Origin of the sequence: Bordetella sp. N, from assembly GCF_001433395.1 — a bacterium.
Classification (GTDB): Bacteria; Pseudomonadota; Gammaproteobacteria; order Burkholderiales; family Burkholderiaceae_B; genus Bordetella_C.
On sequence record NZ_CP013111.1, the window covers coordinates 2,951,530 to 2,963,858 of the forward strand.

10 protein-coding genes are annotated in these 12,329 nt (G+C 66.1%); 3 read left to right on the forward strand and 7 right to left on the reverse strand.

Annotated features, from left to right (window positions below):
- The first annotated feature begins 58 nt into the window (after positions 1-58).
- Complete coding sequence (locus ASB57_RS12575) at positions 59-1,690, forward strand: MFS transporter (protein ID WP_156414383.1); 1,632 nt, start codon at positions 59-61, stop codon at positions 1,688-1,690.
- A 793-nt stretch (positions 1,691-2,483) separates the two neighbouring features.
- On the opposite strand, the gene ASB57_RS12580 is transcribed toward ASB57_RS12575, so the two are convergent.
- A complete protein-coding gene (locus ASB57_RS12580; protein ID WP_057652543.1) occupies positions 2,484-2,702 on the reverse strand; it encodes a hypothetical protein in 219 nt (72 codons plus the stop codon).
- A 139-nt stretch (positions 2,703-2,841) separates the two neighbouring features.
- Here ASB57_RS12580 and ASB57_RS12585 point away from each other — a divergent pair, with 139 nt between their 5' ends.
- A complete protein-coding gene (locus ASB57_RS12585) occupies positions 2,842-3,744 on the forward strand; it encodes a recombination-associated protein RdgC (RefSeq protein ID WP_057652544.1) in 903 nt (300 codons plus the stop codon).
- Between the two features lie 135 nt (positions 3,745-3,879).
- On the opposite strand, the gene ASB57_RS12590 is transcribed toward ASB57_RS12585, so the two are convergent.
- The 5 genes from ASB57_RS12590 to ASB57_RS12610 all read right to left on the reverse strand — a co-directional run bounded on the left by ASB57_RS12590 (position 3,880) and on the right by ASB57_RS12610 (position 11,021).
- On the reverse strand, positions 3,880-4,932 hold the full coding sequence (locus tag ASB57_RS12590) for a lipocalin-like domain-containing protein (RefSeq protein ID WP_197425047.1): 1,053 nt from the start codon (positions 4,930-4,932) through the stop codon (positions 3,880-3,882).
- A gap of 79 nt (positions 4,933-5,011) precedes the next feature.
- Entirely contained in the window at positions 5,012-7,570 is a 2,559-nt protein-coding gene (locus ASB57_RS12595) for an ABC transporter permease (protein WP_057652545.1), read from the reverse strand.
- Positions 7,570-8,238, reverse strand: coding sequence for an ABC transporter ATP-binding protein (locus ASB57_RS12600; RefSeq protein WP_057652546.1), 669 nt, complete (start codon positions 8,236-8,238; stop codon positions 7,570-7,572). Before ASB57_RS12600 ends, ASB57_RS12595 begins: the two co-directional genes overlap by 1 nt.
- A gap of 95 nt (positions 8,239-8,333) precedes the next feature.
- Positions 8,334-9,626: an aspartate carbamoyltransferase gene (locus tag ASB57_RS12605; RefSeq protein ID WP_057652547.1), complete on the reverse strand. Its 1,293-nt coding sequence runs from the start codon at positions 9,624-9,626 to the stop codon at positions 8,334-8,336.
- Positions 9,627-9,722: 96 nt separating this feature from the next.
- Positions 9,723-11,021, reverse strand: coding sequence for an MFS transporter (locus ASB57_RS12610; protein WP_082621575.1), 1,299 nt, complete (start codon positions 11,019-11,021; stop codon positions 9,723-9,725).
- Positions 11,022-11,118: 97 nt separating this feature from the next.
- On the opposite strand from ASB57_RS12610, the gene ASB57_RS12615 reads away from it, so the two are divergent.
- Positions 11,119-11,793, forward strand: coding sequence for a TetR/AcrR family transcriptional regulator (locus ASB57_RS12615; protein WP_057652549.1), 675 nt, complete (start codon positions 11,119-11,121; stop codon positions 11,791-11,793).
- Positions 11,794-11,797: 4 nt separating this feature from the next.
- Here the strand turns inward: ASB57_RS12615 and ASB57_RS12620 are convergent, their stop codons facing one another.
- Positions 11,798-12,247 carry a hypothetical protein gene (locus ASB57_RS12620; protein WP_156414145.1) on the reverse strand — a complete coding sequence of 150 codons (450 nt, stop codon included), beginning with the start codon at positions 12,245-12,247 and terminating at the stop codon, positions 11,798-11,800.
- Positions 12,248-12,329: the final 82 nt, after the last annotated feature.

A 12,329-nucleotide genomic window follows, 5' to 3' on the forward strand; every position in this document is an offset into this window, starting at 1 on the left:
CATCATGAGCACCGCATCCATGCCGCGCACAGGGCGAGGGGTCGCGTCCCCGCCAGCCATGACCAGCAAAGAACGCAAGGTGATCTTCGCGTCGTCGCTGGGGACCGTATTCGAGTGGTACGACTTTTATCTCTACGGCTCGCTGGCGCCCATCATTGCCTTGCACTTCTTTTCGGGGGTCAATCCCACGGCCGGCTTCATCTTCGCGCTGCTGGCCTTCGCCGCGGGCTTTGCCGTGCGGCCGTTCGGTGCGTTGGTGTTCGGCCGGCTGGGCGACCTGGTCGGACGTAAATACACCTTCCTGGTCACCATCGTGATCATGGGCCTGTCCACGTTCCTGGTGGGCCTGCTGCCCAGCTACGGCTCCATCGGCATCCTCGCTCCCATCTGCCTGATCGTGCTGCGCCTGCTGCAAGGCCTGGCGCTGGGCGGCGAGTACGGCGGCGCGGCCACCTACGTGGCCGAGCACGCGCCGATGGGACGGCGCGGTTTCTACACCAGCTGGATCCAGACCACCGCCACCTTGGGGCTGTTCCTGTCCCTGCTGGTGATCCTCGGTGTACGCAGCTATGCGGGCGAAGAGGCCTTCCGCGATTCGTGGGGCTGGTGGCGCGCGCCGTTCCTGCTGTCCTTCGTCCTGCTGGCGATCTCGGTGTGGATCCGTATGCAGCTGAGCGAATCGCCGACCTTCCAGCGTATGAAGGACGAAGGCAAGGGCTCGAAGGCGCCGCTGACCGAATCGTTCGGCCAATGGAAGAACCTGAAAGTGGTGATCCTGGCTTTGCTGGGCCTGACCGCCGGGCAAGCCGTGGTCTGGTACACGGGGCAGTTCTACTCGCTGTTCTTCCTGACGCAGACGCTGAAGGTCGATGCCAACACGGCCAACATCATGATCGCGATCGCGTTGTTGATCGCCACGCCCTTCTTCGTGATCTTCGGGGCACTGTCCGACCGCATCGGCCGCAAGCCCATCATCCTGGCGGGCTGCCTGATCGCGGCATTGACCTACTTCCCCATCTTCCAGGGCATCACGCACTTCGCCAATCCGGCGCTGGAGAAGGCCCAGGCCAATGCCCCGGTGACGGTATTCGCTGACCCGGCCACCTGCTCCTTCCAGTTCAATCCGGTGGGCACATCGTCGTTCACCAGCTCTTGCGACGTGATCAAGTCTTTCCTGGCGCGCAATTCGGTCAACTACAAGAACGAGGCCGCGCCCGCGGGCTCGGTGGCCAAGGTGCGCATCGGCAACGACGAGTTCACGTCCTTCGAGGGAGCCGGCGTGCCGGCGGCGGACTTCAAGGCCAAGGTCGCCGACATGGACAAGACGTTGACCACGGCGATTCGTGCACACGGCTATCCGGCCAAGGCGGATCCGGCCCAGTCGAACAACGTGATGGTGGTGGTGTTGCTGACCATCCTGGTGATCTACGTCACCATGGTGTACGGCCCCATCGCCGCCATGCTGGTCGAAATGTTCCCGACCCGTATCCGCTATACGTCGATGAGCTTGCCGTATCACATCGGCAATGGCTGGTTCGGCGGCTTCCTGCCCCCCTTGGCCTTCGCCATCGTGGCGGCGACCGGGAACATCTATGACGGCCTCTGGTACCCGATCGTCATCGCCGCCATGACCCTGGTCATCGGCGCCCTGTTCGTCCGCGAAACCAAGGATGTCGACCTGAACGACTGATCATCGGGCGCGCGTTAACCGCGCGCCCGCATTCCCCTGCCGGGCAGGATGCTGCACCTGCCTGGCCTTGGAAGCTCCCTTTGGGGAGCTTTTTTTTGAGTAGAGGCCCCCCGTACCGCGCTAAGCGCGGCCCCCCAGGGGGCGGCACTGGCGGACCGGAGGGAAGCCCCTCCCCCAGGCGCTGCGCGCCTCCCCCTCAAGGGGGCGGCACTGGCGGACCGGAGGGTAGACCCTCCCCCAGGCGCTGCGCGCCCCCCCTCAAGGGGGCGGCACTGGCGGACCGGCAAAGCCGGCTCCGCTGTGCCCCGGGTGGGGCGGAGTTCTTGTGGAGTAGGGCTAAAAAAAACGGCCCGCCTATTACGAGGCAGGGCCGTTACGGGAGCACACGATGTCGCGCTGTTTAAGGCTCGCGGGGAGCGCGGCATCGGTGTCAGAGGGCGCCTATGCTGCCAGTGAACAGGGGGATCAATCGTCCACTGACGGAACGCATAACCGTCATCTGAGCCCGCAGTCTAGTGGGCCACCTCTGACACCGTCCTGAAAAAACACCGCCACCAACGCCAGAATTCAGCTAAAGGACCCGGGCCCTATCCGGGGCACAGCGGAGCCGGCTTTGCCGGTCCGCCAGTGCCGCCCCCTTGAGGGGGGCGCGCAGCGCCTGGGGGAGGGTCTACCCTCCGGTCCGCCAGTGCCGCCCCCTTGAGGGGGAGGCGCGCAGCGACTGGGAGGGGCTTCCCTCCGGGCCGCCAGTGCCGCCCCCCCGGGGGCCGCGCTCCGCGCGGTACGGGGGGGCCTATTTGCGCATGCCGGCGCCGACTACGACCACGCCGACGACGATGGCGGCGATGCCGGCCCAGCCCGGGATGGGCACCGACTTCTCCGTTTCAGCGGTCGCCTTGACCGACCCGATCTGCAGCACGGTGTCTTCCGACTTGTAGCTGAACCCCCGGTAAACCAGGGCGGCGATACCCAGCACGATCAACAGGGCGCCAATAATGGTCGTGGATTTCATGATGGTCCTCTACAGGATGGAAATGGATGCGGCGGAAGATACCGCGCGCTCCCCTGCTCGTCAGTGACAGAACGTGTCCAGTGTCATGATCGGCGACAGCGCCCATGTCGTATAGAATCCACCCTTTTGCCCCGACGCCATGTGGTTCAAGAATCTAAAGATCTACCGTCTCTCCGCGCCCTGGACTGTCTTGGGCGACGCACTGGAAGACGCACTCGCCAAACACGCCTACAAGGGCGGCAATAATCTGGAAATGCAAAGCCTGGGCTGGATCGCCCCGCGCGAAAACGGCGGTTTGGCGCATGTCGTCAACGGCCAGATCCTGCTATCGCTGCGCGCCGAGAAGAAATTGCTGCCCGCCACCGTGGTTAACCAGGTGACCAAGGCCCGCGCGCAGGAAATCGAGGAACAGCAAGGCTACAAGCCTGGCCGCAAGCAGATGAAGGAAATCAAGGAGCGCGTCACCGACGAACTTCTCCCCAAGGCCTTCAGCATCTATCGCGACACCCGCGTCTGGATCGACCCGAAGAATCACTGGCTGGTGATCGACGCCGCCGCCTCGGCGAAGGCCGACGAGGTGCTTGGCCTGCTGGCCAAGAGCATCGATCCCTTCCCCGTCGAGGGCCTTTACGTCAACCAGTCGCCCGCCTCGGCCATGACCGGCTGGCTGGCGTCTGACGAAGCCCCGTCGAACTTCAGCATCGACCAGGACACCGAACTGAAATCGTCCGGTGACAGCGGCGCGGCCATCCGCTACGTCAAGCACTCCATCGACACCGACGACGTGCGCCGGCATATCCAGAACGGCAAGCAGTGCACACGCCTGGCCATGACGTGGTCCGACCGCATTTCCTTCGTCCTGACCGAAGGCCTGGACGTCAAACGCGTATCGCCGCTGGATGTGCTCAAGGAGAACACCGACGCGATGGCGCAGAACGACGACGAGAAGTTCGACTCCGACATGGCCTTGATGACGGGCGAACTGGCCAAGCTGATGACCGAAATGGTCGAAGCCTTAGGCGGCGAAAAGAAAGGGATATAGCCCCCCGTACCGCGCGGAGCGCGGAAGGAAGGCCCTCCCCCAGGCGCTCCGCGCCCCCCCCTCAAGGGGGCGACACCGGCGGACCGGGGGACCCGGCTCCGCGGTGCCCCCGATCTATGGGTTCTTAAGCCGCAATCAATAGCCTGTCATTTCTAGGTAGCCCGTGCCGCCTGGCGACAGGCGCACCGGCCCTTCCCAGTAGGGAAACGACGTGCCCATCCAGGCCTTGGCCTGCAAAGCCTCGACGGTGACGTCCACGTCACCGCCAGCGACCCCGGAAACCCGCACCCGCCAGCGGGTGGGCACTTCGCGCCCGTCATCCAGGCGACTGCGCGCCAGGGGATCCAGCTGGATCTGCTCACCCCGCAAGCTCGTCGCGCGGCCATCGGCGCCGATGAAGGTACCGGCCCGATAAGGCGCCCCACTTGCCTGGCGCACCTGGAACAGCATCAGCTTGGCGCCCGACGCAAGATGCAGCGAAAACCAGTCCCAGCCCCGTTGATCGGCGGACAAGGGTTGGCTGCTCCACTCCCGATCCAGCCACGCCGTGCCCTGCACGTGATGCATCTTGCCATCCCGCTCGACCTCGCCACTCACACGGTAGAACGGCTGGCTGTAGTAATACGAAGCCTGCCCCTGCCCCGATTTCTCGCTATAGCCCGCGTCGCCATGCAATACCAGCGGACCATCGGCGGCAAGCGTCAGGCGATAGCGAAAATCCTTGCCCCCCGCCTGCATCGTCAGGTGGGCTATGTCCTGCCCCCGCAGTGACCAATCGTCGATCCAGGCGTTGAAAGGCGCCGGCTGTACACCTGCCTGCCCGATGCCGCCGCGCGCGAACTTCTCGGCAAACTGGTGCGCGCGCGCATCGGTGAGCGCCGCGTGCGCCATCCACACATTGGGACTTTCCCAGCCGGACTGCTCGGCGCCTGGACGCAAGGCGGACCGGAACAAGGTCCACTGGACGCCCCAGTCATGCCCCTCCTCGTCCTTCAGATCCGCCGTCACGTACCACCACTCGATGCGATAGCCGTCATGCGGCCCGTGATCCGCCGGGAACACCAGGGGCCGCCCACGCGTCACGCGCGCATAGTCGCCGGCGTCACGCCCCAACCCCGCATAGCCCGCACTGGACGCGGGCGGTGGCGCGGCATCGTCGCAACCGCTCAGCAGCAGTAGCAGTGCCAACAGCGGCGCCAGAAGCGCTGGCAAAAACGGTGGCAAAAGCCGCGCTGTCCACGCAGCGGCCACCCGGGATGGCAAGGGATCACGTTTCATCTGCGAACTGCCTGATCAATTCCGCCGGCTGCCGGCGCCGCAACTGCCACATCGGCCAGGCGGCCGCGAGCAGGCTGGTCAGCAAGCCCAACAGCCCAAGGCCCAGCAACTGCCCGGGGAAAACGTACAAAGGCAGCCGCCAGCCGAAGGCCTGCACATTCACCACCGCCACCAGCGTCCAGGCCAGGAGCACGCCCAGGGGCATGGCGAACAGCACCGTCAGCGCGGACAGGGTCAGCACCTGCCCCAAGGCCAGGCCGGCCAGATGACGGCGCGGCACGCCCAGCGCCCACAGCGGCGCCAGTTGCGCCAGGCGTCCCTGGCCCAGGGTCAGCAGGCTGATGAACAAGGCCATCCCCGCCACGCCCAAGGTCAGCGTATTGAGCGCGCCCGTCGCGGCAAACGTGCGTTCGAACACCTGGGTGGACCACAGCTTGATCGTCGCCTGCTCCACCACCTGCATGCCGTCGCCGCCATAGCGCTGCTCCAGCGCCGCGCGCAGTGCCGCGACGGGGGTCCGGCCGTCCGGGGTCCGGCCGTCCGCGCTGCCGCCGGCAGGCCCCGACCCAAGCGCATAGACATTCACGCTACGCAGCACCGCGTCCGGATGCAGGCGTCGCAACACAGCGGCATCCATCAGAACGTGTCCGCGCGGATTGCCATAATCCGCATAGCGCGCTACCACCGTGAACGTTGCCGCCGCAGCACCGCCCCTACCTTCGCCAAGGCCCACCGTGTCTCCAACATGCAGTTTCAGGTGATTGGCCATCTGCTCGCTGACCATCACGCCGCGGCCGTCCGCGACCTGGCGCCAGGCATCGGAAGACTGCTCAAGCAGCGGCCACTGCCTAACCGTTTCGGGATCGTCGACCACGCCTTGCAGTTCCACCGGCCAACCCCGCACGGTCGTGAACGCGCGCCACTGCGGCAGCACGGCGCGTGCATCGGCGCGCGCGCGCAGCCACCTGACGGCGTCTTCTCCTTGCGTGCTGTCGCGCGGATTCAGATAGATGTCCGCGGACAGCCGTTGGTCCAGCCACCCTGTGAAGGTCTTGCGAAAGCCCTCGGTCATGCTGCCCACGCCCACGCTGGCCCCCAGGGCCAGCAGCAAGGCCATCAAGGCCAGGCTCAAGGCCGGCAACTGCTGCCGGCTATCAGCCACGAACCATGACGCCAAAGGTCCGCGGGCGTAACGCGCGCTCCAGGCCAGCAGCGCATCCAGCAGCGCGGGCAGCAACAGGGCCGCACCCAACAGGATCGCCGCCTGCATCGCGAAAGCGCTGGCCAGGCTGTCGCCCAGCACGCCGCAGCCGGTCGCGACGAGCGCCAGCAGGACGGCGCCGGCCACTTGCACGCGCTGGCGCGCCACCTGCGCCCCGCGCCAGGCTTGTGGCCGCGCGATGGCCAGCAGAGGCAAGCGAGCCGCGCGCAACAGGCTGCCCGCCCCCGCCGCCAAAGCGCCCAGCAAGGTCATGCCTATGCCCGCGCCCCACCACCAGGTGGGCAGGCTCAGGTGGCTCGCCACTTCGGCGCCATACAAACCCCGCAAGCTGGCGGCCAAATCGCCCAGCAACAGCCCCGCCAGCAGATAGCCGCTGGCGACGCCGGCCAGGCCGCCCACCAACGCGAACAAGCCCAACTCCAGCCCCAGGGCGACCATCAGCGCGCGCAAACTCACACCGCAAGCCCGCAAGGTGCGCAACAGGCCCCGCCTTTGCTCCAGGGCCAGACCGATGGACGCATGCACGATGAACAGGCCCACGATGAACGCCAGCATGCCCAGGGCGGTGAGATTGAGATGGAAGCTTTCGGTCAGGCGCCCCAGATCGTCGCTATCGTCAGAGCGCGCCAACGTGAGCACGTCAGCCCAGGGTGCGGGCGGCGCAAGTTGCGCCGCGCGTGACGTCGGCGCGGACAACGGTTCCGCTGCGCCGGCCACCAGCAAGCGCGACAGCTTGCCCGGCTGCCGCAACAGCTGCTGCGCATGGCCGATATCCATGACCAGCACGCCCGGCGCCAGGTCGGGCTGCAAGCGCAGCACCGGCAACGTTTCGCCATCCTGGGTGACGGGCCTGGCGCCCTCTTGCAGATTCAATCGCCGCAGCGTGTCGGGACCGGCCCAGACCTCGCCCGGTTCGCCGATGAAGCTGCCCATGTCGAAAGCCCTGGCGACCTGCCCGGCCACCGCCGTCCCCTTCGGCAAGCTGAGCGGCTCGATGCCCATCACGCGCAGGGAAAAGCCCGGACTGCCGGTGAAGCGCAAGGTTCCTTCAAGAACGGGCGACACCTGCCAGCCGGCACGGCGCAGTTCCACATAGACATTCTGGTCCAGCAAGCCACCCTGGCGTGGCAGCCACTGCGCCTGCGCCGGCCCCAGCAGCACGGCACTCGCACGCGCATAGTCGGCACGTGCCTGCGTATTCAGCGCCTGGACGCCGCTCCACAACGCGGTCGCCAACCACAAGCCACAAAGGATGCTGGCGCATTGCAAGGGATGGCGGCGCCAATGTCCCGTCAGCGCCCGCAGGCAGGACAGCAATACGCGCATCACCGGCCAGCCGTCGCGGCGGCAACGCCACGTTGCAGCCTGACCTGGCGCCCCAGGCGCGCCGCCATGCGCGCGCTGTGCGTCACCATCAGCAGGCTGCTGCCCGCATCGCGCACCAGGGTCAGCAGCAGTTCAAGGACCGCATCGCTGCTGGCCTCGTCCAGGCTGCCGGTCGGCTCATCGGCCAGAACCAAACCCGGCCGGCTGGCCAGGGCCCGCCCGATGGCGACGCGCTGCTGCTGCCCGCCCGACAGCTGTTCCGGATAGCGCGTCAGCAGGGACGCCAGCCCCAGGCGCTGTGCAAGTTGATCCGTCCACGCGGGGTCGTGCCGTCCCGCCAGCCGCGCCTGGAATGACAGATTGGCGGCCACGTCGAGGCTGCCGATCAGGTTGTATTGCTGGAACACCAGGCCGATGCCGGTCCTGCGCCATTGCGCGAGCCCCGCTTCGCCGCGCGCGTGCAGCACCTCGCCATCGATCAGCACCTGTCCACCATCGGGATAGTCCAGGCCGGCGATCAGATGCAGCAAAGTGCTCTTGCCGCTGCCGGATTCGCCGGTCAAAGCCAGACTTTCCCCCGCGTCCAGGCGCAAATCCACGCCACGCAATACCGGTAGCGCACCCTGCGCGGTGATGAAGGATTTATGCAGATCCTCGACGACAAGCACGCAAGCTCCCCCAATCCAACCGACCAACAAAAAAGGCACTCCGCCCACGAGCGAGAGTGCCTTCGCAGACCACGTCACGCGTGGTACCGGGGAGCTTACTCCAAACCGTGGAACACCGAATCGTCGGGTCCGACGTGCGACGGATGCTGCCACGTGACGTCGCGCATGGAATGCTGCACCAGCCCTTCCACGCCCAGCAACACGGCGAAAATGGCCATGCGGATGGGAATCCCGTTATCGGTCTGACGGAAGATGGCCAGGCGCGGATCGTGGTTGAGGTCCACGCTCAGATCGTTGGCACCCGGCCGGCTGTCGCGCGGCAGGGGATGCATGACGATGGTGTCGGGACCGCAGTACGCATCGATAGTGGCGCGGTTGATCTGGAAATCCGGCGTGTAGCCTTCCTGCGCTTCGTCGACGAAACGCTCCTTCTGCACCCGCGTCGCGTAGATCACATCCGCGCCCGACAAGCCGTCGGCCAGGGACGTCTTCTGCTCGATCACATTACCGTTGCGCGAAGCCGTGTCGACGATATAGGACGGCATTTCCAGCCCGGGCGGCGACACCAGCGTGAACTTCACGCCGCGATACAGCGCCAGCAGCTTGATCAGGGAGTGCACGGTGCGGCCGTATTTCAGGTCGCCGACCATGGCGATGTGCGCGCCGTCCAGCAGCTTGCCCAGGCGCGAGAACTCGGTAAGGATGGTGTACAGGTCCAGCAAGGCCTGGCTGGGATGCTCGCCGGGGCCGTCGCCGCCGTTGACCACGGGGATATTGGTCGCGCGCGCGAATTCCGCCACCGAGCCCTGCTCCGGATGGCGGATCACCATCGCGTCGACATAGCCGCTCATGACGCGGCTGGTGTCATAGATGGATTCGCCCTTGGCCATCGACGAGAACGTGAAACCGGTGGTGTCGCACACCGAGCCGCCCAGGCGGCAGAACGCCGACCCGAAGCTCACCCGGGTGCGCGTGCTGGCCTCGAAGAACAGATTGCCCAGCACCGCGCCTTCCAGCACGCGCGAGATTTTCTGACGTCGCGCAATGGGTTGCATCATGTCGGCGACGCGGAACAGGTCTTCCACCGACTCACGGGTGAACTGGTCGACCGACAGCAACTGCGGCCGGCCTTCGACGCTGATGCGGTCGCGCAAGGGACCCGACTGCGCGCTTTGCGTATATTTTTCCAGCAGAACATTGTTCTGCACGATTTCCGACACGAAACGCTCGACCACCTCCGGCATGGTGCGGAATTCCTGCGAGCCTTCCGGCAGCAGCCAGGTATCGAGAGCGCGGCGTTTGACGCCAATACGCGTGGCGAAGACGTCGCGCGTCAGATTGAGGCGGCGCATGGCGTCGCGCAGGAATGCTTGCTGGGAGATGGACATGGTCGGTCCTGGCGGGGGGTTGATTACGCAAGGTCGCGTACGGGCATATGTACGCGTTGCGTATATTAATCCTCACCAAAAAACATGTCCATCACTTCAAGCCGACGGTTGTGGCGCCGGCGTACCCGCCTTGCGGGCGTTGCGTACCTGCAAGGCGATCAGGGCCGCGACGATGCCGGTGGCGCCGGAAATCAGGAAGGCATTCAGATAGCTGCCTTGCGACGTGCGGATGGCCCCCGCCATGAAAGCAGCGCTGGCGGCGCCCAGTTGGTGGCCGGCGACGATCCAGCCAAACACGATGGGCGCGTCGCGCTCGCCGAAGGACTCCACGGTCAGGCGCAGGGTCGGCGGCACCGTCGCGATCCAGTCCAGGCCGTAGAACACCGCGAAGATGCCGAGGCTGTAAATGGAGAAGTCGGAAAACGGCAGGAACATCAGCGACAAGCCGCGCAGCCCGTAGTAGACGAACAGCAGCTTGCGGGGATCGTAGCGGTCCGTCAGCCAGCCGGACGCCGTCGTGCCGACCAGGTCGAACAGACCCATCGCGGCCAGCAGCCCGGCAGCCCGCACCTCGGCGATGCCCTGGTCATTGCACAGCGCGATGAAGTGCGTGCCGATCAAGCCATTGGTCGTGAACCCGCAAACGAAGAAGGTGGCGAACAGGAACCAGAAGTTGCGCATGCGCACCGCCCGCCCCAGCACCGCGAACGCCGCCTTCAGGGGATTGGCGTGGACGGGCGCGGGCGCCTTGTAGTCCGCATCGGCGCCATAAGGCACCATGCCGACATCGGCTGGCCGCTCCGGCAGGATCAGCCAGGCCAGGGGCAACAGGCAGAAACACACGGCGGAGATCGTCAGCACCACGGGCCGCCAGCCACCGCTTTCAGCCAGCGCCGCCAGGCCCGGGAGGAAGATCAGCGTGCCGGTGGCGGTACTCGCCGTCAGCAGCCCCATCATCAGGCCACGGTGCTTGACGAACCAGCGGTTGACCACGGTCGCGCCGAAGACGATGGCGACGCAGCCGGTACCGATGCCGGACAACACGCCCCAGCTGGCGATCAACTGCCAGGGTTCCGTCATCCACGCGCTGGCGCCGGTGGCGACGGCCATCAGGGTCAAGGCCCACAGCAGGGTGCGGCGCACGCCGACGCTCTGCATCAAGGCCGCCGCGAAAGGCCCGACCAGGCCGTAAAGGAAGATGCCGATCGCCGCCGACAGGGACGTGATGTCGCGGTCCCAGCCAAAGGCCTTTTCCAGCGGCACGATCAGTACGCCGGGGGCGGAGCGCTGGCCCGCGCCCGCCAGCAATGCCAGAAAGGCGATGGCGACGACGACGAAGGCATACTTCTGCCCCAACCTTTGGCTGAACGGATGCCGACGGCTCGATGAATTCATAGCAGGGTCCATGGGAAAACCAATGTTACTGACCGGTACGTGTCAGATTGGCGCATAATACGGATCTGGCAGCAGCCATGTCAAGGAAATCGTGACCATGAAAACGCCCTCTTCGGCACCTGTCCCGACGCCCGCTTCCGAGGCGCCGGCCGCCGCCTCCGCCAAGCCCGTGCGGGCGGCGGAACGCATCCAACGCACCGCGGCGGATCTGTTCTATCGCGAGGGTATACGCGCGGTCGGCGTGGACGAGATCGTCAATCGCGCGGGCGTGACCAAACCCAGCCTGTACCGCAGCTTCGGCTCCAAGGACGAGCTGGCGGCCGCTTACCTGCGCGATTACGAATGCCGCTTCTTCGAACGCTTCGAGGAAGCCATCGCGGCTGACGAAGGCGACCCGCGCGCGCAGCTCATCACCTATTTCACCGGGGTGGCCAATCGCTGCGCGGCGCCTAACTATCGCGGCTGCGGCATGAGCAACGCCGCGGTGGAATATCCCCGCGGCACGGACGATTCCGCGCCCCACCCCGCGCGCCGCGTGGCAGAGGACAACAAGCGCGAGATGCGCCGCCGTTTTCGTGAAATGGCCGCCGCGGCCGGCGTGCGCGACGCCGACGGCCTGGGCGACGCGCTGCTGCTGATGCTGGAAGGTTGTTTCGTGACGGGGCAATTGTTCGAAGCCGACAGCGGCGACGAACGTCCGTCCCGGGCCGCGCCCGCCGCCGTGCGCCGCTTGATCGACGCTTATCTGGCCGACAGCGGCACCGCTGATTAACAGGTCAGCCTGTCCTGTCGACCGCGGTCAGCACCGCGCTGCTGTTCTGATAGGAGGCATCGTCGCGCAACATGCTTGAACTGGCGGCGATGGCGCTCCAGCACCCCAGGACGAAAGCCGCCACGGCGCAGCCATAGGCCACGATGCTGATCAACATGGGCAGCCAGTGTCCGCGCCCCACGCGGCCTGCGGCGATCTGGCGGAACAGGCTGAAGTGGGACAGATAAGAAAACAACAGGCCTGTCGCGCTGCAGGCCAGCCCTGCCGTGTACGCCAAGGTCGCCTCTTGCAGGTCCGGCGGATCGATGTCCGCCCCCACGATACCGAGCGCGAAGGACAACACCAGCAGCAGCGCGATGCCATTGGCCATGCCCAACAGCCGGAATCCCGCCAGGGCGTGCTGCGTCAATGCGTGATAAGCGTTCGCGGGTCGGGGGTTCTCTGGCAAATCCATGGGATGTGAAACTCTAGGGCCGTGTTGCATAAAGCCGGCGATCGTGGCGCTGACATGCAGCGCTCGACCTGGCCGGCCAACC

Bases quoted from the DNA above. Each gene is read 5' to 3' on its own strand.
- ASB57_RS12575 (WP_156414383.1), top strand. From the start codon at position 59: ATGACCAGCAAAGAACGCAAGGTGATCTTCGCGTCGTCGCTGGGGACC.
- ASB57_RS12580 (WP_057652543.1), bottom strand. From the start codon at position 2,702: ATGAAATCCACGACCATTATTGGCGCCCTGTTGATCGTGCTGGGTATC.
- ASB57_RS12585 (WP_057652544.1), top strand. From the start codon at position 2,842: ATGTGGTTCAAGAATCTAAAGATCTACCGTCTCTCCGCGCCCTGGACT.
- ASB57_RS12595 (WP_057652545.1), bottom strand. From the start codon at position 7,570: ATGCGCGTATTGCTGTCCTGCCTGCGGGCGCTGACGGGACATTGGCGC.
- ASB57_RS12605 (WP_057652547.1), bottom strand. From the start codon at position 9,626: ATGTCCATCTCCCAGCAAGCATTCCTGCGCGACGCCATGCGCCGCCTC.
- ASB57_RS12610 (WP_082621575.1), bottom strand. From the start codon at position 11,021: ATGAATTCATCGAGCCGTCGGCATCCGTTCAGCCAAAGGTTGGGGCAG.
- ASB57_RS12615 (WP_057652549.1), top strand. From the start codon at position 11,119: ATGAAAACGCCCTCTTCGGCACCTGTCCCGACGCCCGCTTCCGAGGCG.
- ASB57_RS12620 (WP_156414145.1), bottom strand. From the start codon at position 12,247: ATGGATTTGCCAGAGAACCCCCGACCCGCGAACGCTTATCACGCATTG.